The organism is Amycolatopsis sp. NPDC039088 (assembly GCF_055598845.1).
The window spans coordinates 79,609-102,002 of sequence record NZ_JBVKAE010000001.1 but is presented as its reverse complement, the minus strand read 5'-3'; the positions used below and the strand labels follow the sequence as shown (position 1 = coordinate 102,002).

General features: G+C 68.1%; 20 protein-coding genes. 15 read left to right on the top strand and 5 right to left on the bottom strand.

Annotated features, from left to right (window positions below; genetic code table 11):
* Positions 1-52 precede the first annotated feature (52 nt).
* Entirely contained in the window at positions 53-454 is a 402-nt protein-coding gene (locus ACZ7KI_RS00415; RefSeq protein WP_470271096.1) for a PPOX class F420-dependent oxidoreductase, read from the bottom strand.
* A gap of 139 nt (positions 455-593) precedes the next feature.
* Here ACZ7KI_RS00415 and ACZ7KI_RS00410 point away from each other — a divergent pair, with 139 nt between their 5' ends.
* The 5 genes from ACZ7KI_RS00410 (at position 594) to ACZ7KI_RS00390 (ending at position 6,812) form a co-directional block, all read left to right on the top strand.
* Positions 594-1,811 carry a glycosyl hydrolase family 8 gene (locus tag ACZ7KI_RS00410; protein ID WP_470271095.1) on the top strand — a complete coding sequence of 406 codons (1,218 nt, stop codon included), beginning with the start codon at positions 594-596 and terminating at the stop codon, positions 1,809-1,811.
* Between the two features lie 659 nt (positions 1,812-2,470).
* Positions 2,471-3,442: an ABC transporter substrate-binding protein gene (locus ACZ7KI_RS00405; RefSeq protein ID WP_470271094.1), complete on the top strand. Its 972-nt coding sequence runs from the start codon at positions 2,471-2,473 to the stop codon at positions 3,440-3,442.
* Positions 3,429-4,328 carry an amino acid ABC transporter permease gene (locus ACZ7KI_RS00400; protein WP_470271093.1) on the top strand — a complete coding sequence of 300 codons (900 nt, stop codon included), beginning with the start codon at positions 3,429-3,431 and terminating at the stop codon, positions 4,326-4,328. The genes ACZ7KI_RS00405 and ACZ7KI_RS00400 overlap by 14 nt, the downstream gene beginning before the upstream one ends.
* A complete protein-coding gene (locus tag ACZ7KI_RS00395) occupies positions 4,321-5,088 on the top strand; it encodes an amino acid ABC transporter ATP-binding protein (protein WP_470271092.1) in 768 nt (255 codons plus the stop codon). Before ACZ7KI_RS00400 ends, ACZ7KI_RS00395 begins: the two co-directional genes overlap by 8 nt.
* The gene (locus tag ACZ7KI_RS00390; protein ID WP_470271091.1) at positions 5,085-6,812 is read left to right on the top strand and encodes an aminotransferase class V-fold PLP-dependent enzyme; all 1,728 of its coding nucleotides are present in this window, start codon (positions 5,085-5,087) and stop codon (positions 6,810-6,812) included. The genes ACZ7KI_RS00395 and ACZ7KI_RS00390 overlap by 4 nt, the downstream gene beginning before the upstream one ends.
* A gap of 28 nt (positions 6,813-6,840) precedes the next feature.
* On the opposite strand, the gene ACZ7KI_RS00385 is transcribed toward ACZ7KI_RS00390, so the two are convergent.
* Positions 6,841-8,013 (bottom strand): macrolide family glycosyltransferase, encoded by a 1,173-nt coding sequence (locus ACZ7KI_RS00385; protein ID WP_470271090.1) that lies wholly within the window; start codon positions 8,011-8,013, stop codon positions 6,841-6,843.
* A gap of 289 nt (positions 8,014-8,302) precedes the next feature.
* Here ACZ7KI_RS00385 and ACZ7KI_RS00380 point away from each other — a divergent pair, with 289 nt between their 5' ends.
* From ACZ7KI_RS00380 to ACZ7KI_RS00350, 7 genes are all read left to right on the top strand, one after another.
* On the top strand, positions 8,303-9,865 hold the full coding sequence (locus tag ACZ7KI_RS00380; RefSeq protein ID WP_470271089.1) for an alpha/beta hydrolase: 1,563 nt from the start codon (positions 8,303-8,305) through the stop codon (positions 9,863-9,865).
* 767 nt (positions 9,866-10,632) lie between these two features.
* Positions 10,633-11,583, top strand: coding sequence for an ABC transporter ATP-binding protein (locus ACZ7KI_RS00375; protein ID WP_470271088.1), 951 nt, complete (start codon positions 10,633-10,635; stop codon positions 11,581-11,583).
* Positions 11,580-12,311 (top strand): ABC transporter permease, encoded by a 732-nt coding sequence (locus tag ACZ7KI_RS00370; RefSeq protein WP_470271087.1) that lies wholly within the window; start codon positions 11,580-11,582, stop codon positions 12,309-12,311. The genes ACZ7KI_RS00375 and ACZ7KI_RS00370 overlap by 4 nt, the downstream gene beginning before the upstream one ends.
* A 20-nt stretch (positions 12,312-12,331) precedes the next feature.
* Positions 12,332-12,961: a hypothetical protein gene (locus ACZ7KI_RS00365; protein ID WP_470271086.1), complete on the top strand. Its 630-nt coding sequence runs from the start codon at positions 12,332-12,334 to the stop codon at positions 12,959-12,961.
* On the top strand, positions 12,958-13,281 hold the full coding sequence (locus ACZ7KI_RS00360; protein WP_470271085.1) for a transcriptional regulator: 324 nt from the start codon (positions 12,958-12,960) through the stop codon (positions 13,279-13,281). The genes ACZ7KI_RS00365 and ACZ7KI_RS00360 overlap by 4 nt, the downstream gene beginning before the upstream one ends.
* Positions 13,268-14,590 carry a DNA polymerase IV gene (locus ACZ7KI_RS00355; protein WP_470271084.1) on the top strand — a complete coding sequence of 441 codons (1,323 nt, stop codon included), beginning with the start codon at positions 13,268-13,270 and terminating at the stop codon, positions 14,588-14,590. Before ACZ7KI_RS00360 ends, ACZ7KI_RS00355 begins: the two co-directional genes overlap by 14 nt.
* Before the next feature lie 140 nt (positions 14,591-14,730).
* Entirely contained in the window at positions 14,731-15,873 is a 1,143-nt protein-coding gene (locus tag ACZ7KI_RS00350; RefSeq protein WP_470271083.1) for a CapA family protein, read from the top strand.
* Between the two features lie 57 nt (positions 15,874-15,930).
* Here ACZ7KI_RS00350 and ACZ7KI_RS00345 read toward each other — a convergent pair whose 3' ends face one another.
* Positions 15,931-16,956 carry a family 2 encapsulin nanocompartment cargo protein polyprenyl transferase gene (locus tag ACZ7KI_RS00345; protein WP_470271082.1) on the bottom strand — a complete coding sequence of 342 codons (1,026 nt, stop codon included), beginning with the start codon at positions 16,954-16,956 and terminating at the stop codon, positions 15,931-15,933.
* Between the two features lie 468 nt (positions 16,957-17,424).
* Here ACZ7KI_RS00345 and ACZ7KI_RS00340 point away from each other — a divergent pair, with 468 nt between their 5' ends.
* Both ACZ7KI_RS00340 and ACZ7KI_RS00335 read left to right on the top strand, forming a co-directional pair.
* Positions 17,425-18,189 carry a bestrophin-like domain gene (locus ACZ7KI_RS00340; protein ID WP_470271081.1) on the top strand — a complete coding sequence of 255 codons (765 nt, stop codon included), beginning with the start codon at positions 17,425-17,427 and terminating at the stop codon, positions 18,187-18,189.
* A 5-nt stretch (positions 18,190-18,194) separates the two neighbouring features.
* The gene (locus tag ACZ7KI_RS00335) at positions 18,195-19,418 is read left to right on the top strand and encodes a DUF6923 family protein (protein WP_470271080.1); all 1,224 of its coding nucleotides are present in this window, start codon (positions 18,195-18,197) and stop codon (positions 19,416-19,418) included.
* A 1-nt stretch (position 19,419) separates the two neighbouring features.
* On the opposite strand, the gene ACZ7KI_RS00330 is transcribed toward ACZ7KI_RS00335, so the two are convergent.
* Positions 19,420-20,436, bottom strand: a complete 1,017-nt coding sequence (locus tag ACZ7KI_RS00330) for an autoinducer 2 ABC transporter substrate-binding protein (protein ID WP_470271079.1) — start codon at positions 20,434-20,436, stop codon at positions 19,420-19,422.
* Between the two features lie 269 nt (positions 20,437-20,705).
* On the opposite strand from ACZ7KI_RS00330, the gene ACZ7KI_RS00325 reads away from it, so the two are divergent.
* Entirely contained in the window at positions 20,706-21,131 is a 426-nt protein-coding gene (locus tag ACZ7KI_RS00325) for a DUF4396 domain-containing protein (protein WP_470271430.1), read from the top strand.
* 9 nt (positions 21,132-21,140) lie between these two features.
* Here the strand turns inward: ACZ7KI_RS00325 and ACZ7KI_RS00320 are convergent, their stop codons facing one another.
* Positions 21,141-22,364 carry a glycoside hydrolase family 88 protein gene (locus ACZ7KI_RS00320; protein ID WP_470271078.1) on the bottom strand — a complete coding sequence of 408 codons (1,224 nt, stop codon included), beginning with the start codon at positions 22,362-22,364 and terminating at the stop codon, positions 21,141-21,143.
* Positions 22,365-22,394: the final 30 nt, after the last annotated feature.

Below are 22,394 nucleotides of genomic sequence, written 5' to 3'. Positions count from 1 at the left end.
GCACACGCAAGGACCGCATTCAGAGGACGAAATGAGAGGGCGGGCAGGGCGTTTACGCGTTGCCGAGGACCCGGGTCACGGTGATCTCGATGACCACGCGTTCCGGGTTGGGCTTGGGCTGCCGGTAGCGCGCGGCGTAGCGGTTTTCGGCGTCGCGTACCGACTCCGGGTCTTCGCGCAGCACCGCGCGTCCTTCCAAAGTGGACCACCGGGGCCCGTCCAGCTGGCAGGCTGCGACCGGTATGCCCTTTTCGCCCGCTTCCTTGACCATGCGGGCCTTCTTCGACGAGCGGAACGTGATCACGCGGGCGATCCCGGCCTCGAAGTCCACTGTGACCCCCACGGCGACGACATGCGGGGTCCCGTCGGGGCGGACGGTGGTCAGGGTGGCGAGATGCCGCTCGGTCCAGAAGTCCCGGAAGGCCTCGCCGCGCGCGCTCAGGTCGATCGTCATGACCCCACGCTAGGACATCGTTAACACAAGCGTCTTTTGAGGTAATAGTAAGGAAACTTTCTTAACTCTCTTGTTTTTGGCCGACCCGGATGTCACTCTCGAAAAGCGCCGCCGCCACCAACGACGTTCCGGAGGAGCCATGAGAAAGACCGTTCGGACAGTGCTGGCCGTGGCCGCGCTGACCGCCGGGCTGGTCGCCACGACCGCCCCCGCCACCGCGGCCACCGCTCAAGGAACCCCTTATCTGCCGGGAGTTCTGCGTCCCTCGGTGTCGCAGGCAACGCAGGACGCTGCGCTCGCGAAGTACTACGACTTCTGGAAGAAGAACTTCCTCACCACCAAGTGCGGGACGGGCACCTACGCGGTCAAGGCGCCGGACGCCGACCACGCCTTCGTCGCCGAGGGTCAGGGCTACGGGATGACCATCGCGGCGATGATGGGGAACAAGGACTCGCAGGCCCGCGCTGTCGTCGACGGCATCCTGAAGTTCGTGAAGGCGCATCCTTCGTCGATCGACAAGGATCTGCACGCCGCCGAGCAGGACGCGAACTGCAAGAGCGTCAACGGCGTCGACTCGGCCACCGACGGCGACCTCGAAATCGCGTACGGCCTGCTCATCGCCGACAAGGTCTGGGGCAGTGGCGGTTCGGTGAACTACAAGGCCGAGGCGCTGCGGATCATCAAGGCCATCAAGCGCAGCGAGGTGCACCCCACCACCAAGTTCATGCGGCTGGCCGACTGGGCCGACGAGGGCAAGTACGTCTACAGCTCGCGTTCCTCCGACTGGATGCCGGGTCACCTCCGCGCGTTCGAGAAGGCCACCGGGGATTCGTTCTGGGGTCAGGTCCGCACCCGGCAGGAGCAGGCCGTCGCCCAGATCCAGCAGCAGTACTCGCCGAAGACCGGGCTGATCCCGGACTTCGTCGTCAACACGAACTCCACGCCGAAGCCCGCTCCGGACGGCTTCCTTGAAGACCACGACCCGCACTACTCCTACAACGCCTGCCGCGACCCGTGGCGCCTCGGCGTCGACGGCATCACCGTGTCGGGCAGCCCGGCGCAGGGACAGGTGCGGAAGATGAACACCTGGATCCAGCAGGCGACCGGCGGTGACCCGGCCAAGATCACCACCGGCTACACGCTTTCGGGCTCCAAGCTTTCCGGCGAGACGGGCCAGCACCCCTGCTTCACCGCGTCGTTCGCCATCGCGGCGATGAACGACCCGGCCAGCCAGGCCTGGCTGGACAAGCTGTGGACCTCGATCACGACCTGGACGCCGAACGCCAAGGACTACTACGGCACCGGCATCACCCTGCAGGTCCTGCTCATCCTCTCGGGGAACTACATCGCGGTCTGAGCTCCGCGCGTGAAGGCCCTCTTCTCTCGGCTGAACTGAGGGCCCCAGCAAAGTCGCATAACTGCTGGTCGGCTGCATCGCAAGAGCGGGTCAAGGCGAACGTGTCGTGACGGAGCCGGCGGGAGCGGATTCACCCAAAGGGGCCTCACCTGGCTCCCGACTGTCCATAAGGGACACTTCTCGGGGCAAATGTGCCCGATTTGGGCGAGTTGCGGGGTTTTGCGAGGGGGTCGTGAGTGATATGGGTCGTTCTAACCCTCATTAACACTCACGACCCCGCGCGGAAACGTATATAGCGGCATCAATCGGACAGTCGATCGGCTGGCGGTGTCCCTTGTGGACACTGAAGCCCGACTGGCGTCCAGAATCAGGCCTGCCCTACCCCGCCTCGACCTTGATCAACGGAAGATCGGGGACCTTGAGTGTCCCTGATCCTCCGTTGATCAAGGTCCGCCGCTGGTGCGCGGCCCGTGACAGTGCAGGAATAGCCGCCTGACCTGCAAGACCGCGACTTTGCCGGGGCCCTCGGCTGAACTGAGGGAAGAGGGCCTTCACGCGTGAAAAGGACATCCACCGGACAAGATTTCAACTGCTTGTTGACCTCTTCAACAGGCGGTTGTAGCGTCGGCGACCATCCCGAGGCACCGTGGAGGTCCGTCATGCCGTCGACGCCGCTCACCCTGACCCGAACCTGGCGCTTGGCCGTGCTCACCGGCGTGGCCGCGCTCGTCACCGCGGCCTGCGGAGGCGGGCCTGACGGTGCCGGAGGCCAGCAGCCCGCCGCCACTCCAGGCGCGCCCGCCGCGATCCCCGACACGACCGCGTTGATCGAGGCCGTCCAGAAGGACGCCGCCGTCTCCGCCACCCTGCCCGCGAAGTACACGCAGGCCGGGATGCTGCACCTGGCGTCGAACCTGCAGTCCGCGCCCAACAACTTCTACGCCGCCGACGGCAAGACCCCGATCGGCTACGAGGTCGACCTCGCCAAGGCCATCGGCAAGAAGCTGGGCGTCACCGTGCACCACCAGGACATGGCGTTCGGTTCGCTGATCACGAGTCTCCAGTCCGGCCGCGTCGACCTCACGATGGCCGCGATGAACGACACCAAGACCCGGCAGGCGCAGATCGACTTCGTCGACTACTTCTCCTCCGGTATCACGATCATGGTCCGCAAGGGCAATCCCGACCAGATCGCCGGCCCGGACACGTTGTGCGGCAAGAACGTCGCCGTCGTCCAGGGCACGAGTCACCAGAAGTTCGCCGAAGAGCAGAACGGCAAATGCGCGCAGGCGGGCAAGCCCGCGCTGACCGTGACCGCGACCGACAGCGACACGCAGAACCAGAACCAGCTCCGCACCGGCCGGGTCGCCGCCATCCTCAACGACCTGCCCAGCGCGGTCTACATCTCGCGGACCGCGGGCGAGGGCAAGTTCTTCGAGGTCGTGCCCGGTGAGCCGATCAACGGCGGACCGTACGGCATCGGCGTCAACAAGGAGAACAAGCCGCTGGCCGAAGCCGTCCAAAAGGCACTGCAGTCCCTGATCGGCGACGGCGGCTACGGCAAGATCCTGCAGGCCTGGGGCGTCGAGCAGGGCGCGGTCAAGGAGGCGAAGCTCAATGGCGGAAGTTGAGCCGCTGCCGATCGTCCGGCTGCGGCACTGGGGCCGCTGGGTCAGCGCCGTCGTCATCCTCGCGCTGCTGGCCCTGCTCGGGATCGCGCTCGCGAACGCCCAGATCAAGTGGGATTCCGTCCCGGAGTTCCTGTGGTACCGGGTGATGGCGGTCGGTCTGCTCAACACCGTGCTGCTCGCGGTGATCGCGCAGGCTTCGGCGATCGTCATCGGGGTCGTGATCGCGCTGATGCGCCGTTCGGCGAATCCGGTGGCGCGCTGGTTCGCGGCGGGCTACATCTGGCTGTTCCGCGGGCTTCCGGTGCTGCTGCAGATCCTGATCTGGTACAACCTGGCGCTGGTCTTCGAGTTCATCTCGATTCCGCTGCCGTTCGGCGGCTACCTGCTGCACGAGCAGACCAACGTGCTGATCACCGCGTTCACCGCCGCGCTGCTGGGCTTGGCGCTCAACGAAAGCGCGTACATGGCGGAGATCGTCCGAGCCGGGCTGAACAGTGTCGACAGTGGACAGACCGAGGCCGCCAAGTCGATCGGGATGACACCGCTCGCCACGCTGCGCCGGGTGGTGCTGCCGCAGGCGATGCGGGTGATCATCCCGCCGACCGGCAACGACTTCATCAACATGCTCAAGGGCACGTCGATGGCGTCGGTCATCGGCGTGACCGAGCTGATCCACGCCGCCAACAACATCGCCTCCAACAACCTGCTGGTGATGGAGACCCTGCTCGCCGCGGCGATCTGGTACATGGTCGTGGTGACCGTCGCCGGGGTCGGGCAGCACTATCTGGAGCGCGCCTTCGATTCCGAGGAGCGGGCGAGCGGCCCGTTCTCGCGTGCCGCCAAGGCGTTGCGCACCGCGCCGCTGGTGAGGAGTGAACGTGTCTGAACCCCTGCTGCGGGCGGTGGGTGTCCGCAAGAGCTACGGGCACACCGAGGTGCTGAGCGGGATCGACCTCGAAGTCCACAAAGGACAGGTGGTCTGCCTGCTCGGCCCGTCGGGTGCCGGGAAGAGCACGTTCCTGCGCTGTATCAACCATTTGGAGACGATCGACGCGGGGCAGGTCTGGGTCGACGGCGAGCCGATCGGCTTCCGGCTGCGCGACGGCAAGCTGTACGAACTGAGGGAGCGCGAGGTCGCCCGGCAGCGGCGCGGCATCGGCATGGTGTTCCAGCGGTTCAACCTGTTCGGGCACCGGACGGTGCTGCAGAACGTCGTCGAAGGGCCGGTCCGGGTGCTCGGGGTCGCGCCGGACGAAGCTCGCAAACAGGCGCTCGAGCTGCTGGATCGGGTCGGCCTCGCGCACCGGGCCGACGCCTATCCGGCGCAGTTGTCCGGCGGGCAGCAGCAGCGGGTCGCGATCGCCCGGTCGCTCGCGATGAAGCCGAAGCTGATGTTGTTCGACGAGCCGACGTCGGCGCTCGATCCGGAACTGGTGGGCGAGGTGCTGGCGGTGATGGGTACGTTGGCCGCGGAGGGGATGACGATGGTCGTGGTGACGCACGAAATGGGGTTCGCGGCCGAGGCCGCCGACGAGGTGGTGTTCATGGCCGACGGCGCGATCGTCGAGACCGGGCCGCCGGATCAGCTCCTCAGCGATCCGAAGCACGAGCGGACCAAGCAGTTCCTGGCGCGGGTCCTCGCATGACGCGGATCTCCCCGCGGTACCTGCTGCAGTTCGACGAACCGGCCGGGTACCTCGACTTCGCCCGGTTCGGTCCGCCGTCGCACGCCGTACTCGACACGACCGCGAGCCTGCTCGACGCCTCGACGAAGGCAGGCCCGTCCACTGTGGACGACCTGATGCGGCAGGAGACCAGGGCCAAGGCCGCCGCCGCACGCCTCTCCGGTAGCGACACCGACCACACGGTGCTGCTGCCGCACACCAGTCTCGGGCTGTTCCAGGCCGCGTTCAACGCCCCGGCGGGCGAGGCGCTGGTCTCGGCTTCGGAGTTCCCGGCCAACACCTACCCGTGGGCGCGCGCCGAACAGGCGGGACGGCTCACCGTGCGGCGGCTGCCGCTGGGACACGTCACGGCGGACGCGGTCAAGACGGCGCTGACGCCGGAGACGTCGCTGGTCAGCGTGAGCGCGGTGGACTTCCGCACCGGATACCGCGCCGATCTGGCGGCGATCCGGGAAGCGATCGGCGATCGGCTGCTCGTCGTCGACGGCATCCAGGGTTTCGGGGTGACCGAGGCGCCGTGGGAGGTAGCCGACGTGCTCGTCGTCGGCGGGCAGAAGTGGCTGCGGGCGGGCTGGGGCACCGGATTCGCCGTGCTTTCGGACCGCGCGCTGGAGCGGATGGAGCCGATCCTCTCCGGCTGGACCGGCGCCCGCGACCCGGGGCTGTTCGACGACGAGATCCATCCCGCCGACGACACCGCGGCCGCGTGGTCGATCTCGAACCTGAGCCCGATCACCTCGGGCGCGTTCGCGGCGGCGCTGGAACTGGTCGAAGAAGCGGGGGTCGCGGCCATCGCCGCTCGGATCGCCGAACGCGTCGGTGAACTCGAAGAGGTCGTGAAATCCGTTGGGGGAGAGGTGGTTTCGGCCGTCGAGCGACGAGCCGGGATCCTCGCCTTCAGCCTGCCGGGGCACGCCGCCGAACAGGTGGGTTCAGCGCTGGCTGGCGCCGGGATCGCCGCGACCGTACGGCCGGAACACGTCCGGCTGTCCCCGCACGCGTCGACTCCGGCGAGCGCGGCGGAACAGCTGCGCTCGGCGTTGGAACGGCTGAAGAAACCGGTCAAGTCTTTCGAGGCGCCGATTGTCGTGTCGGCGGCTTCGGCGGATCTGCTCACCGCGCTCGTCCCGGCGGTGCACGCGCTCGCCGCGATGCTGGGACCGGGCAACGAGGTCCTGCTGCACGATCTGAGCAGGCTGCCGGACTCGATCGTCGCCATCGCCGGTGACCTCACCGGCCGGACGGTCGGCGGTCCGATGACGGATCTGCTGCTGGGCCTGGTTCGCCGCGGCACCACACAGGATCTGACGAACTACGAGACCCACGGCCCCGACGGCCGCGCGATCCGCTCCTCGACGTTGTTCCTGCGGGACGCCGACGGGGTCGCGATCGGCTGCCTGTGCGTGAACCGGCTGTCCGACGGTGCGCCGAACGCCACCGGTCACGAACCCGAGACGTTCCCGCCGGACGTCGACAGCCTGCAGCGGTTCCTGGTCGGGCGGGCGGTGGCGAAGGCCGGGATCCCGGTGGACCTGATGAAGAAGCGGCACAAGGCGGCCGTGGTCCGGGAACTGGACGAGGCGGGGTTCTTCCTCATCAAGGACTCGGTGGACCACCTCGCCGGGGAACTCGACGTCACGCGGTACACGATCTACAACTACCTGAACGAGATCCGGGGCAGCTGACGGCCCCTTCATTGCACTACTGCCGGGGCTAGCTCAGGAACGACTCCACGGCGTCGGCCGCCCGGTCGATCCCGCCGTTCCGGCGCGTCTCGGCCTGAATCTCGGCAAGACGTGCGGCCACCGCGGGCGACCCGGCCACTCGCTCGACGGCGGCCCGCAGCGTCGATGCCGTCACCTCGTCGGCCGGAAGCTGCTCACCGACACCCAGCTCCGCCAGTTTCGCCGCGTTGCCGAAGCCGTCGGTCGCCAGCGGGATCGCGACGGTCGGCACGCCGTACCACAGCGATTCCGTGCTGCCGCCCATGCCGGCGTGCGTGATGAACGCCGACGCGGCCTCCAGTACCGCGAGCTGCGGAACGAACGGGTGTACCTCGATGTGCCCAGGCAGCGGCCCGAATTCGGCCGGATCGGTCTGGCCGATCGAGATGACCACGTGCCAGTCCGAGTCGCGGAACCCGTCCACGCAGGCGCGGAACAGGTCGATCTGGTCGGTGAACGCGGTACCGAGCGACATCAGCAGGACCTTCCTTCCGCTTGCGGGCGGTGTCCAGCTTCGGTCGGCCAGTCGTTCCGGGTCCAGCGCCGGGCCGACGAACCGGACCGACGACGGAACCCGATCGACGTTCGGCTGCATCGCCTTCGGCAGCAACGCGAGCACCTGCTGCGGATGGGAGATCCAGTCCCAGGCGTCGGCTTCGATGTCGTTCTCGTTCAGCCACCGGGTGAATGTGGCGAAATAGTCCTTTCCGGACGGTGAGGTCCGGATCGTCTCCAGGATCTCGGCCATGTCCTCTTCGTAGCCGTCCCACGCGACGTACGTGGGGGACAGCTGCACCGCGGGAACGCCGTAGCGCCTGCCCAGGATCGGTGCCGGAAGCCCGCCGATGTCGTACAGCAGCAGGTCCGGCCGGTTCTCGTCGTAGAAATCGGTCAGCACCGGCATCGCCTGGATGCCCTCGTCGAGGAAAACCCGCATCTGCGAGGCGGGATCCTCCGGCCAAGCGGACTGGTCGCCGAGCGGGAGGATCGACGGATGCGAGACGACCTCGGCACCGGTCGGTTCGATCAGTCCGGTGAGCGGCTCACCCACGGCGTAACTGACGCGGTGCCCACGAGCGACCAGCTCACGGATGACGGCCAGCGACGGGTAGATGTGGCTCGGCGCGGTGCAGCCGATCATCGCGATGTGTTGCTTCTGCATGATGTCCTGTCCGTGTCCGTGAAGGAATGACAGACGGCGCGCAGAAAAGGGGCCACTCGATGGCGGGCGGCCCGGCGGTCACGCCGTCTCAGGCGGTGCGCATGCGGATGTGGCAGATCATGATCGAAATCCTAGCTTGCTCCACACGGCCTCCCAACCGATTAACCGGTTGCCCGGTTTGCCGCGATCGGGACCCGCCGTTGGTAGGGACCTTCGCCGGAGGGGTTCCCGTGGTCACGGACGTGGATAGGGTTTCGGGGCTTCACCTTTGGAGGGAAAGGGAGAAACCGTGAGACGTGTTCTCAGCACCGCGCTGGCCGTGGCCACCCTGGCTTCGGTCGCGGTGACCGCACCCGCTGTCGCCGCGGAAGAAGCGCAGCCCATCGAGACGATCGCCTGGGGACCCTGCACCGACCCGGCGTTGATCAACGCCGGCGCCGAATGCGGCTATCTGTCGGTACCGCTGGACTACTCGAGGCCGCGCGGCGAAAAGATCCAGCTCGCGCTCAGCCGCGTCAAGCACAAGACGCCGGAGGCGCAGTACCAGGGCGTCATGCTCACGAACCCGGGTGGTCCCGGCGGCTCCGGGCTGCTACTCGCGACCCGCGGCACACGGGTGCCGAACCACGCCGGCGACGCCTACGACTGGGTCGGCTTCGACCCGCGTGGCGTCGGCTCCAGCAAACCCGCGCTTTCGTGCATTCCCGACTACATGGACTACAACCGGCCGAACTACGTGCCGACGACGCCGCAGCTGGAGAAGACCTGGCTGCAGCGCTCGAAGTCCTACGCCGAGGCGTGTGCCAAGAACAACAGCCGCGCGCTGCTCGACAACATCAAGACGACCGACACGGTCAAGGACATGGAGAGCATCCGCAAGGCGCTCGGCGCGGAGCGGCTGAACTTCTACGGGTACTCCTACGGTACTTACCTCGGCCAGGTCTACGGGACCCTGTTCCCGCAGCACGTGCGCCGGATGGTCCTTGATTCCACTGTGGACCCACGGAATGTCTGGTACCAGGCCAACCTGAACCAGGACGTCGCCTTCGACGTCAACATCGACATCTGGTTCGGCTGGGTCGCGCAGCACGACGATGTCTACCACCTCGGCAAGACGCAGGCCGCGGTGAAGCAGGTCTTCAACGAGCAGCTGAAGAAGGTCGCCGCGGTCCCGGCGGGCGGGTTCATCGGACCGGACGAACTCCTCGACGTGTTCCAGCAGGCCTCGTACTACCAGCTGCGGTGGACGCTGCTCGGCGACGCGCTGGCGAAGTTCGTCAACAAGGGTGACTGGCAGACGATGAAGGGCCTGTTCGAGGCCTTCGGCGGTCGCGGTGACGACAACGGGTACGCGGTCTACCTCGCCGTCCAGTGCACGGACGTGAAGTGGCCGCAGAGCTGGCAGCAGTGGAAGTTCGACAACTGGCGGACCTACCAGAAGGCGCCCTACTTCACCTGGCAGAACGCCTGGTTCAACGCGCCTTGCCTGTACTGGCCCGCGAAGCCGGGCAAGCCGGTCAAGGTCGACGGCAAGAAGGTGCCGAGTGTGCTGATGATCGGCGAGACGCTCGACGCGGCGACGCCGTATGAAGGCAGCCTCGAGGTCCGTAGCCGGTTCCCCGGCGCTCGCCTGATCGGTGAGCCGGGCGGGACGAGCCACGCGATCACCCCGCGCGGCAACGCCTGCGTCGACAACCGGATCGCCGACTACCTGGCGACCGGGGCGCTGCCCGACCGCAAGCCGGGGCGGACGGCCGACGTCGAATGCGCGCCGTTGCCGCTTCCGGTGCCGCCTCCGGCACCCGCCGCGGCTTCGGCTCCTGAGGCGGCCACCTCCCGGGTGCCCGCCTAACTGATGCGCGTGAAGGCCCCCTTCCCTCGGCTCAGTCGAGGGAAGGGGGCCTTCAGCGGCGGTTCCTGAGGCTCTCCAACTGTTATTGAGGGTAAATCAAACGTGTCGTGGCGTGGGGCCGGTGTCGCTCTTGTGTACGCGTTCTTCTGGTAGTGAAGGCCTCCTTGCCTACTCTGACGGTAGTGAAGGAGGCTTTCACTACCGTCGGATGTGACCTCGGCGACCGGTCGTGAAGTACATGAAGGCCCCCTTCCTTGCGCCTAGCGCCAATGCCAGGAACTTAAGGTCGGTGGCGTGGTGCTGTTTAGCGTGTTTTCCCTGGTCAGGTGGTCCGGCTCCAGCGGGTACCGGACGTTCGGGCGGCGCTGGTTCGCCGACGAGGGTTGGTGGGTCCGTGAAGGCCTCCTTGAGGGACCCAGAGTCCCTCAAGGAGGCCTTCACAGACTTGGAAATACGGGCAAATGCTACTCAAACGGACAATTTACCACGGTAAGCGTCCTTTATGGACGATCAGGGAAACCTCAGGCACCGTCGCTTAACTTCCTGGCATTGGCGCCTAGCGCAAGGAAGGGGGCCTTCATGTACTTCGATAAGGCGTGTGCGGCGTCGCGTCACCCAGCCCGCCGTCTCGCCCGAGGCACGACACGTTTGCCTTACCCCTCAATACGGACACGACTTCACGTGCTCTGGGGTTTTCAGAGCAGGGGACTTTGTGTTACAAAGTGCGTATCGACTTTGTGCTTCAAAGTGCTTGAAGAGGGAGAGTCATGGCGGACGCGTTCAGCCTCGAAGGGCTGACGAAGCGCTTCGGTGACGTCCTGGCCGTCGACGACGTCAGCGTGCGGGTCACGCCGGGGGAGGTGGTGGCGCTGCTCGGGCCGAACGGTGCGGGCAAGTCGACCACGGTCGACATGCTGCTGGGGCTGACCAGGCCCGATGCGGGCCGGGTCCGGGTCGCCGGGGTCAGTCCGGCCGAGGCGATGGACCGGGGCATGGTCGGCGCGATGGCGCAGAACGGCACGCTGCTCAGGGACGCCACGGTCGCCGAACTCGTCGGCCTCTTCTCGTCCCTGCACCGAAGTCCGCTGCCGGTTCGCGAGGTGCTCGAACGCGCCGGCGTCACCGAGTACGCGAATCGCCGGTGCGGGAAGCTCTCCGGCGGCGAGCGGCAGCGGGTGCGGTTCGCGCTCGCGCTGGTCGGCGATCCGGATCTGCTGGTGCTCGACGAGCCGACCGCGGCGATGGACGTCGAGGGGCGGCGACGGTTCTGGACGTCGATGCGCGAGTACACCGAGACGGGCCGCACGGTCCTCTTCGCGACGCATTATCTCGCCGAGGCCGAGGACTACGCCGATCGCGTCGTGCTCATGCGCCACGGCCGGGTCGTCGCGGACGGACCGGTCGGCCAGGTCAGGGCCGCGGTCGCGGGCCGGGTGTTGCGGGCCGTCGTCCCGGACGCCACCGAAGCCGCGCTGTCGGTGCTGCCCGGAGTGTCGCGAGCGGTCCTGCGGGCCGGGCACGCGGAGCTGAGTTGCGCCGATTCCGATGCCGCGATCCGCGGTCTGCTGCGCGAGTTCCCGCTCGCCGCGGACATCGAGATCACCGCTGTCGGACTGGAAGAAGCGTTCGTCGCGCTGACCGCCGATGCGCCTGAAGGGCAGAACACAGATGCGCCTGAAGGGCATAACACCGACGAAACCGAGGGGGCCTTGCGATGAACACGAACTACTTGGCGCTGGAGATCAAGCGCATCGTCCGCAGCCCGCAGTTCGCGGTGTTCACCATCGGCATGCCGCTGGTGATGTTCCTCTTGTTCGGCGGGATCTTCGGCGCCCGCGAGATCGCTCCCGGGATCTCGACCGCGACGGTGACCATGGTGAACATGGCCGCGTACGGCGCCATGACCGCCGCGTTGTTCACCGGAACGCGTGTCGCCACCGAGCGCACCGACGGCTGGCAGCGCACCTTGCGGCTGACGCCGATGCGGGCACCCGGCTATCTGATGGTGAAGGTGACGGCGGGAATGTTCGTCGCGCTGCCCGTGCTGCTGGTGATCTTCGCGGCCGGGATGATCCGCGGCATCCGGCTCGACACCGGCCAGTGGCTGACGATCTTCGGCGCGTTGTGGCTCGGCACCCTGCCGTTCGCGGTGCTGGGCCTGATGATCGGCCTGTTCGGCAAGGGCGACACCGTCCAAGCGGTGACAGGCGCGCTGATGCTGCCGCTCGGCATGTTCGGCGGGCTGTGGATCCCGCTGCAGATCCTGCCCGGCTGGATGAACACCGCCGGACATCTCACGCCGACATACTGGCTCGGCGAGATCGGCCGAGCGCCGGTGCTCGGCGGATCGGGCGTGGTGACCGCCGCCGGAGTGCTCGCGGCGTGGCTGGTGGTGCCCGCACTCGTGGTGATGGTGAGGTTCCGGCTCGACACGGCGAGACTGTGAACCCGTGTTAGTTTTCCGAAGTGGTGGAGCATGAACGGGACGACGACGCGCGGCCGATGACGCCCGAGGAGTCGCTCGCGCTCATCGCCAAGCAGGCGGAGGAGACCCGCCGCGGGATCGGGCCGAATCCGGCCGTGCTGCTCGCCGTCTGGGGTCTGGTGTGGCTGCTCGGTTTCGGGCTCATCTACCTTTCGGCCCCGCCGACTTCGCTGACGCCGCTGTGGGTGGCCGCGGTCTTCGCCGTCGTCGCCTTCGCCGGGGCCATCGCGTACTCGGCGATCTACGGCATCCGGAGCGGTCGCGGCGTCCGCGGTCCGTCGCGGCTCGTCGGGGCGATGTACGGGTGGAGCTGGATGATCGCGTTCGGCGGGCTGACGGTGGTGAACACCGCGCTGATCCGCCTCGGCCTCGACGCCGAGCTGATCCCGTTGCTGTGGTCGGGAACCTCGCTCATCCTGACCGGCCTGATGTACCTCGCCGGCGGAATGCTGTGGCAGAGCAAACTGCAGTACGGCCTCGGCGTGTGGATCATCACGTGCGGCGCGGCGAGCGTGCTCGCGGGCGGCCCGCACAACTTCCTCGTGCTGAGCCTGGCAGGCGGCGGTGGCTTCCTGGTGGCGTCGCTGGTCTTCCTGGTGCGGTCGCGATGAGCGAGGACGGGTTGCCCCAGCTCGATCCGGTGATCCACGCGCAGGCACGGCTGCGGGTCACCGTGGCGCTGTCGAGTCTCGGGCCGGGCGACAGCATCACTTTCCCGCGCCTGCAGCAACTGCTGGACATGACGCCCGGCAACCTGTCGACGCATCTGCGCAAACTCGAGGACGCCGGGTATGTCGAGATCACCAAGGCCTATGAACATCGCACCCCGGTGACGCTGGTCGAGTTGACCACCCGGGGCCGCGCGGCGTTCGAGGAGTACACGAAAGCCCTGCACCGTCTTCTCGAGGTACCGGGCGATGGGCGGGCATGACCGGTGGGTCATCCACCTCGACATGGACGCGTTCTACGCCTCCTGTGAACAGCTGACCCGGCCGACCCTGGCGCACCGCCCGGTCCTGGTCGGTGGCGCGGGACCGCGCGGCGTGGTCGCCGGGGCGAGCTATCAGGCGCGCGAGCACGGGATCAAATCGGCGATGCCGATGTCGCAGGCCCGGCGGCTGCTGCCGCCCAACGGGGTCATCCTGCCGCCGCGGTTCGCCCTGTACGAACTGCTCAGCACGCGGGTGTTCGACCTCGTCGCCCAGTACGCGCCCGTGCTGGAACGGATCTCGCTCGACGAGGCCTTCGCGGAACCGCCGTCGCTGGCGGGGGCGTCGTCGGATCAGGTACGCGAGTTCGGCACTCGCCTGCGGGAGCACATCCGGTCCGAGATCGGCCTGGTGGCTTCGATCGGGGCGGCGTCGGGCAAACAGGTCGCGAAGGTCGCTTCGGATCTGGCCAAACCGGACGGCCTGCTCGTCGTCGACCAGGGCACCGAACGCGATTTCCTCGCGCCGCTGCCGACCAGGGTGCTGTGGGGGATCGGCCCGGTGGCGGAAGGGAAACTGCGGGCGATCGGCGTCCGGATCCTGGGGCAGCTGACCGCGTTGTCCGACGCCGACGCGGTGTCCACTTTGGGCAGTGTGGTCGGCAGGGATCTGCGGCGCCTCGCCACCGGCGTCGACGACAGGCCGGTGTCCGACCGCGCGGAACTCAAGCAGGTCAGCGCCGAAACGACGTTCGACCGGGACCTGATCGACCTGGTGAGCCTGCGGCGCGAGGTCCGCGACCTCGCCGTCCACGCGCACAAGCGGCTCGTCAACGCCGAACGGGTCGCGCGGACGGTGGTGGTGAAACTGCGGCACACCGACTTCAGCACGGTGACGCGTTCGGAGACGATGGCGTCGCCGACCGACGAATTCGACCAGCTCGCCGCGATGGCGGAACGACTGCTGATCGACCCGTCGGACTTCGGAGGCGTACGGCTGGCCGGAGTCGCGTTTTCCGGGCTTTCGGTGCCGCATCAGGATCCGTTGTTCACTCTGTCGGTCCCGGTGTCCGATATATCCACTGTGCCCGTCGTCTCGCGGGCGCCCGCCCCGGTGGTCACCTCGACCGGCTGGCGGCCGGGGGACGACGTGGTGCACGAGGAGTTCGGGAGCGGATGGGTGCAGGGGGCCGGGCACGGGCGGGTGACCGTGCGGTTCGAGACGCGGTCCAGCGGCCCCGGCGTCGCCCGGACCTTCGCCCAGGAGGACCCCGCCCTTCGTCGAGGCGACCCCGGTGACTGCCTAGCCTGACCCCGCATTTAGTCCTCTGAATGGGGTAGTTGCGCGTGCAAGGACCGCACTGAGAGGACTAAACGCGAGGCTCCGGTTTGACGGGGAGTGACCTCGTTGAGGCAGGATGGGCGACAACTGTCACCCGAACGAGGGAACCGATGATCGCCAGCCGCGCCCACCACACAGCCGCTCTCCTCGGCGTCGCCGTGCTGCTCGCCGGGTGCGGCGGGGCCCCTGACCAGCCGCCCGCCGCGTCGAGCGAGCCGCCGGCGGGGGCGAGCCAGGCGCCGGCCGGCTCGTTCACCGTGGTCGCGACCGGTGACGTGCTCATCCACCCCGCGCTGACCGATCAGGCCAAGGAGGACGGCAACGGCAAGATCGACTACCGGCCGCTCCTGGCCGGGGTGAAGCCGCTGATCTCCGGGGCCGACCTCGGCATCTGCCACCTCGAGACGCCGCTCGCGCCGAAGGGTGGCCCGTACAGCGGCTACCCGTCGTTCAGCGCGCCGCCCGAGATCGTCGACGCGCTCAAGGACACCGGGTACGACACCTGCTCGACGGCGTCCAACCACACGATCGACCAGGGCGCGGAGGGCGCCAAGCGGACGCTCGACGAACTCGACGAGGCAGGCCTCAAGCACACCGGTTCGGCGCGGTCGGCGGAAGAGGCGAAGAAGCCGCTGATCGTCGACGTCAAGGGAGTGAAGGTCGCCCAGATCTCCTACGCCTACGGGTTCAACGGCATCAAGGTGCCCGCCGGGAAACCGTGGCTGGTCAACCAGATCGACGCCGACGCCGTCATCGCGGAGGCCAAGGCCGCGCGCGAGGCGGGGGCGCAGGTCGTCGTCGCGAGCCTGCACTGGGGCACCGAATACCAGCACGATCCGACCTCGGAACAGCGCTCCCTGGCGAAGAAACTCCTCGGCGACGACTCGATCGACCTGATCGTCGGCCACCACGCGCACGTCGTGCAGCCCTTCGAACAGATCAACGGCAAGTGGGTCGCCTACGGCCTCGGCAACAGCGTCGCCCGGCATTCGGAACCGAAGGGCTCGACCGAACAGGGTGCGGCCGCGCGGTTCCGGTTCGTGCGCGACGGCGAGCGCTGGAAGGTCGACAAGGCCGAGTACGTCCCGACCTTGGTGCAGCTCGGCCCGCCGATCCGGCTGCTCGACCTGACCGCGGCGCAGAACGGGGACGCCGGGGCGGAAGCACTCAAAGACACCGCACTCAAAGATACCGACGAGGTCGTCCTCAGCCGCGGTGCCGGTGACCAGGGGCTGACCCGCCCCGGCCGCTGAAACACGGGTGGGCCGGAGTTTTCGCCCAGCCCACCCGTGCCTTTTCCGCGCCCGTCGTCAATATTGTCGCCGTACCACCAGTTTCGCGAGGGCCGCGAGCTCGGCGCCTGGGCGGGGCACCGGATTCGCGACGGCGAGATGGTGCAGCGCGCCGGTCAGGAGCGCGTCGGCCTGCTCCTGGCTCCACGCCCGGCCGCCCGCCCGTTCCACCAGCTCCGCCGCGTGGGGCAACTCCGCGGCGTCGAGGTTTTCCTTGCGGTACAAGGCGTCCAGCTCTCGCCCGGCATCCGTCCCGGAGTGGAGCGCGGCCACCACCGGCAGGGACTTCTTCCGGTTGGAGAGATCCGAGTGGACCGGTTTCCCGGTCACCGCGGGATCGCCCCAGATCCCGAGTAGATCGTCGATGTGCTGGAACGCCAGCCCGAGTGCCCTCCCGTACTCGGTCAGCCGGTCGACCTGATCCTCCCTCCCTTCCCCGGCGAGCGCGCCGAGCGTGCACGACGCCCCGAGCAACGCGCCGGTCTTCCCTTCGGCCATCCGGACGCATTCGGCGGTGTCGACGTCACCGCGTTCTTCGAACTTCAGGTCCGCGCTCTGCCCTTCCAGCAGGTCGATCACGGCCGTGCTCAGCACTCGCAACGCGGTCTGCCCGAACGGGGACAGCACCTCGAAGGCCTGCGACAGCAGGGCGTCCCCGGCCAGGATCGCGGCGCCGGTGCCGAAGACGGTCCAGGCCGTCGGGCGGTGCCGCCGGGTGGTGTCGGCGTCCATCACGTCGTCGTGCAGCAGGGAGAAGTTGTGCACCAGCTCCACCGCGACCCCCACCGGGACGGCGATCTCGGCGTCGCCGCCGACCGCTTCGGCGGCGAGCAGCACGAGCGCCGGCCGCAACGCCTTGCCACCGTCCGAAGTGGACGGACGACCGTGCTCGTCCCACCAGCCGAAGTGGTAGCCGGCGATCAGCCGCATCGACTCAGGCAGGCCGCCGACGGCTTCGCGCAGTGCCGGATCGAGCAGATTCCGGCTCCATGTCAGTACTTCGCCGGCTGGCCGGGCGCCGGTGCGGGTCTCGATGGTCGTCAAGAAATCCACCCGTCGTCGTGGCGGTTCAATCCGCCATGGGGAACTGCTGATCGCATATTCGCGGCTACCCATTCGAGTGGGGTGCGCACAAAATGAACATAGCAAGCGGCCAACCCGGCATAAACACTCGATCGGGTCTCGGGGTATGTTCACCTGTTTGCCGGATCGGTACTGGTAGGCGCTGTTCGCGAGGGCCGTTCGGGCGACGAAGCTGGTCGGTCCGCCGGTAAACGGACGCGCCGGTGACGTCTCGTGTCTGCTGCTCACTCGGTCGTGAAGCTGCGTTCTCCAACCGGTGACGCGCCTTTCCGGCGAGTGCCGTAAATCGTTTCGCGTGCTGAGAAATTGCGCCAGGAAGGTGATGATCGACAGGGCGCGCTCCGCCGCGAGTATGAATTGATTCAATTGCCCTTTTCGTCGTGTCGGGCGGTGAACTAGTTTCAGCACTCTTCTGAGGGATGGAGTCGAATGGGCATTTACCTGACCGGCATCGCCTGGGTCGTCGGCGCGGCGGCCTTCGCGGGGTTCGTCGGCTACCTCGTCCGCAAATTCGGCTGGGACGAGGGGCGGCGTGACAACAACGACGCCGCAGGCCAGGTGTTCACCATCGTCGGCGGGCTGCACGCGGTACTGGTCGCGTTCATCTTGATCTCCCTCTTCGACTCCGCGAGCGCGGCGCGCGAAGGCTCCTACCACGAGGCGGACAGCCTCGTCGCCGCAGTCTGGGCCGCGGATTCCCTGGGGACCGAGGTCAAGGACGAGGTACGGAAGCTGAGTGCGGAGTACATCACCACGGTCGAACAGCGGGAGTGGCCGTTGATGGCCGTCGGCGACGAGTCCGTCCCTGACGCCGGCTGGGCGCAACTCGACCAGTTGCGCAAGGCGGTCGAAAAAGCGCCGACGGACGACGACTGGGTCCGCGAGCGCAAGGCCGAGGCGACCACCCAGCTCTGGCAGGTCTACGAGGCCCGTCAGGCCCGGCTCAACGCCGTCGAGGGCAGCCGGGTCGGCGGTGTCGTCTGGTTCGCGCTGATCCTCGGCAGCCTCATCTCGGTCCTGCTGCCCAACCTGTTCGGCGGCACCCGCCTCGCCGCGCATCTGGTCATCGTCTCCACCCTGGCCGGCACGATCACCCTCCTGCTGTTCGCGATCTATCAGCTGCAGAACCCGTTCGGCGGCGGGGTGCGGATCCCGCCCGACGCGTTCACCGCCGCACGGGCAAGGCTCGTTTGAGCGTCGTGGACGGGGTGACGCGGGCCGCGGCGACGGTGGCCGTCGCGGGGCTGGTCGGCGCCTCGGCGCTGCTGGCCCCGATGGCCGCGCGCGCCGCCGAGTCCTGCCTGGTGGTGCAGGCCGAGACCGGGTCGCACGAGAAGTCGAAACTGCGCTGGCTCGACGTCGGCTCGGGGACCACGCTGCGCGTCACCGATCCGGGGTACCGGCTCAACGCGCTCGGCTACTCCGCGACACGGGACCTGATCTTCGGCGTCGCCGAAGGACTCAGAGGGGGCGCGCACGCGGTGACGATCGATCGTGACGGGAAGACCCGGGATCTCGGCCTGATCACCCGCGCCGGGAACCGGTTGCCGGTGTGGAGTCCCGTCACCGGGGTGACCGCGGGCGCGATCGGCGGGAATCACTGGTACCTGCTCAGGAACGGCACGCTGTACACAGTGGACTTGACGCCGGGTGAGCGGTACCTGCGGGTGATCCGGACGGTGTTCCTGCGGCCGATCACCCTCGCCCACGACGTCAACGACTTCGCCTACCACAACGGACTGCTCTACGGCGTTTCCACCACCTGGCACGGAAAAGGCGTCGTGATCACCATCGATCCGGCGTCCGGCAAGGTGCGTGAAGCCGACGACGCCCGGTTCCCGCCGGCCGATGTCTACGGTTCCGTCGTGCTCGGCCGCGACGGCGCCTTGTACGCCACGGCGAACCGGATCGGCGGACGCAGCGTGCTCTACCGCCTCGACCGTGGCGGGCAGGTGACCGAGGTGCGGTCGGGCCCGCCGCTGGCGGGTTCGGACGCCGCCGGCTGCCTCACCGCCCCCGAAGTCCCCGAACCGCCGAAACCGGAACCGCCCAAGCCGACACCGACTCCGACGCCCTCGCCCACGCCGACCCCCACCCCTGCCCCCACGCCGGCACCCGCACCAGCGCCTGCTCCTACGTCCCCTGCGCCATCGCCGACCCCCAGGCCCAGCCCGAGCCCCAACCCGAGCCCGACTCCGACGCCGAGCCCGACGCCGCGGCCCACTTCCGCGCCCAGGGTGATCGAGCCCCCCGCCGCCGTGCCGAAGCCGACACGTCCGGCCGTCGCCGCCAGGGAACGCGAGGAGGCGGAGGAGGCCGACCCGCACGCCCGCACGAAGGAGAAGCGGCGGTGGGGGCTGACCACCCTGGTCCTGATCCTCGGGGGCGCGGCAGCGGCCGGAGCCGCCAGGCGGGCCCGGTGAATCAGTACTTGAACTGGTCCACGTTCTCGCGCGTGATCAGCAGCGGATCACCCAGCAGCACGGTCTTCGTGGCGGCGTCGTACTTGATCGCCGGGAGTTCGAGGTTCACCTTGTTCGACGGGCCGAGCTGCCTGCCCTCGGCGATCTGCTTGCCCGCCCACGCGGTGAGGTAGCCGAGTGATTCGACGTTCCACAGCACCGAAAGGGACGCGGAACCGTCCAGCAGGTACGGCTTGATCGCCTGCGGCGTCCCGACGCCGACGGTGAAGACGTGACCGATCTTCTCCTGTGCGCGGACCGCCTCGGCGACTCCCGGCGCGGACGTCGTGCACTCGCCGACCAGGCCGGTGAGATCCGGGTACTTGATCATCAGGTCCTTGGCCAGCGCGGTGGCGTGGTCCCGGTCTTCGCCGGCGTAGACCGTCTCGACGAGCTGCGCCTGGGGGTACTGGGTAGCCGTATAGGCCCGCTGGACGGCGATCCACGCGTTGAGGTTCTCGGCGCTCTCGCCGCAGGAGACGATCGCGTACTTGCCCGCGCCGCCCATCTTCTTCATCAGGGCGTCGGTGAGCGCCTCGCCGATACCCTCCGGGGTCGCCTGGTTGACGAACAGTTCGCGATCGGTGCCGGGCGCGTCGGTGTCCGAGGTGATCACGTGGACGCCCTTGGCCCGCGCCTCGGCGATCGCCGGCGCGATCGCCTTGGGGTCGTTCGGGGCGATCGCGATGACGTCGACCCCCTGGTCGACGAAGCCGCGCACGATCGAGACCTGCGCGGCGGGGTCGACCGTCGCCGGACCGGTCGAGATCCATTCGACGCCGAGCTGCTTGGCGGCGGCGTGCCCGCCGGTGTTCATCGCCTCGAAGTACGGGATGCCCGCGACCTTCGGCACGAACGCGATCCGGACCGGCTTGGCCGCCGTCCCGGCAGGCTCCTCGCCGTCGCAACCGATCAGCCCGAACACCATGCCCAAAGCGAGCACGGCCATCACCACGAGCGTCTTCGTCGGCCCTCGCATCTCCACCCCATAGTCACGGAACTACCTGAACCAGCCGATCGGTCTGCGCGCGGTGGAGACCTCCGGCGAAACTAGGGTCTCCGGTTACCCCGGTCAACCGGATGAGCGCAAAGGGTTACGGAAGTGAGTTCATCGACCTGGCCCGATTACCGAGTCGGCCTACGGGAGTGACGATGAGTCACCGAGAGAGCCGCGTCACTGCGCCAGATATACGGGTAGGGGGTATATTGCCTCGTATGAACGAGACACGGCATGGAGCAAGCTGGTCGATGGCGGCGGCGGCGACCCTGCACTGCCTCACCGGCTGTGCGATCGGCGAGGTCCTCGGCATGGTGATCGGCACGGCGTTGGGCCTGCACAACGCGGCGACGGTCGTCCTGTCGATCGCGCTGGCCTTCGTCTTCGGCTACGCGCTGACGATGCGCGGCGTGCTGAAGTCGGGCCTGCGGCTCGGCGCGGCGCTCAAGGTGGCGCTGGCCGCCGACACCGTCTCGATCGCGGTCATGGAGATCATCGACAACGGGATCATGGTGGTGGTGCCGGGCGCCATGGACGCCGGGCTCGGGAGCCTGCTGTTCTGGGGTTCGCTGGTGTTCTCGCTGGCCATCGCGTTCGTGCTGACGGTTCCGGTGAACAAGTGGATGATCGGGCGCGGACTGGGGCACGCGAAGGTCCACGCGCACCACGCGCACTGACGAGGCGTTTCACGGACCGGTGGAGAGGTCGATCGCCTTGTCGATCTCCGCGGGCATCAGCACCCGCAGGATGCCTTCGAGCAGGTAGTAGTCGCCGTAGGGCAGTGACACCTCGACGCCGTCCTCGGCCGGGCGGTTGCGCGTGCCTCGCGCCATGATCGCCTCGGCGCGGGTGGAGCCCGTGGTCAGGCAGGTGTCGCACAACGCCGTGAGGATCCGGATCGCCGCCTCGCGGTAATGCGGCCGGTTCGCGACCTTCGCCAGGTCGAGCAGCCCGCACGCCATCACCGCTCCAGCGGAGGAGTCCTTGATGTCGTGCGGCGCCTGCGGGGCGAGGTAGTCCCACACCGGCACGTTGTCCGGGGTCAGTGCGCGGAGCGCGAAGTCGGCCAGGCGCTGCGCGGTCCGCAGGAACAGCGGATCGCCGGAGCGCCGGTGCATCGTGGTGAAACCGTAGATCGCCCAAGCCTGGCCGCGTGACCAGCACGACGTCGGGCTGTAGCCCTGCACGGAGTTCGGGCCGATCTCGGCGCCGGTGTCCGGCTCGAAGTCGAACACGTGCGGGGTCGAACCGTCCGGGCGAACGAAGACCCGCTCGGTGGATTTCGCGTGGGAGACGGCGATGTCGAGGTACTTCCGGTCGCCGGTCTGCTTGCTCGCGAAGGTCAGCAGGTCCAGGTTCATCATCGTGTCGACGATGACCCGGCCGGCGTTCCCCGGCGTGCCGAGCGCGCCCCATGCCCGGATGAACCTGCCCTTTTCGTTGTAGCGCTGGATGAGCGACGCGGCGGCGTTGAGCGCGCCGGTGCGCCACTTCTCGTCGCCGGTGAGCCGCCAGCCGGTCACCCAGGAGGGATAGAACAGAAATCCGAGATCGTGATCGCGCGTTTCGTACTGGCGCGGCGCGAGCTTTTCCGCGGACGCCATCGCGAGTGCCCGGAATTGCGGATCGCCACTGTAGATCGAGGCGAGCCACAATGTCCCCGGCCAGAAACCGCCGATCCAGCCGCCATTGGCGGAATAGGTCCATTTCTCGAATCGGGTGATCTCGGGAAAGGCTGTCACCCCCGGCGCGACGGCTCGCAGTTTGGTCACCGCGTAGTCCGCAGTTCGGCGGAAAGTCTTTAGACCGTGGGCTTCTCGCTCCGCCGCACTGGCGGCCGGGGTGATCGCCGTCGCCGCGACGGCGGCACCGGCGGCGGTGGTCAACAGGGTTCGCCGGGAAACGCTCACGATGCCCGCCATTCGTCAGTGGGAATGCGT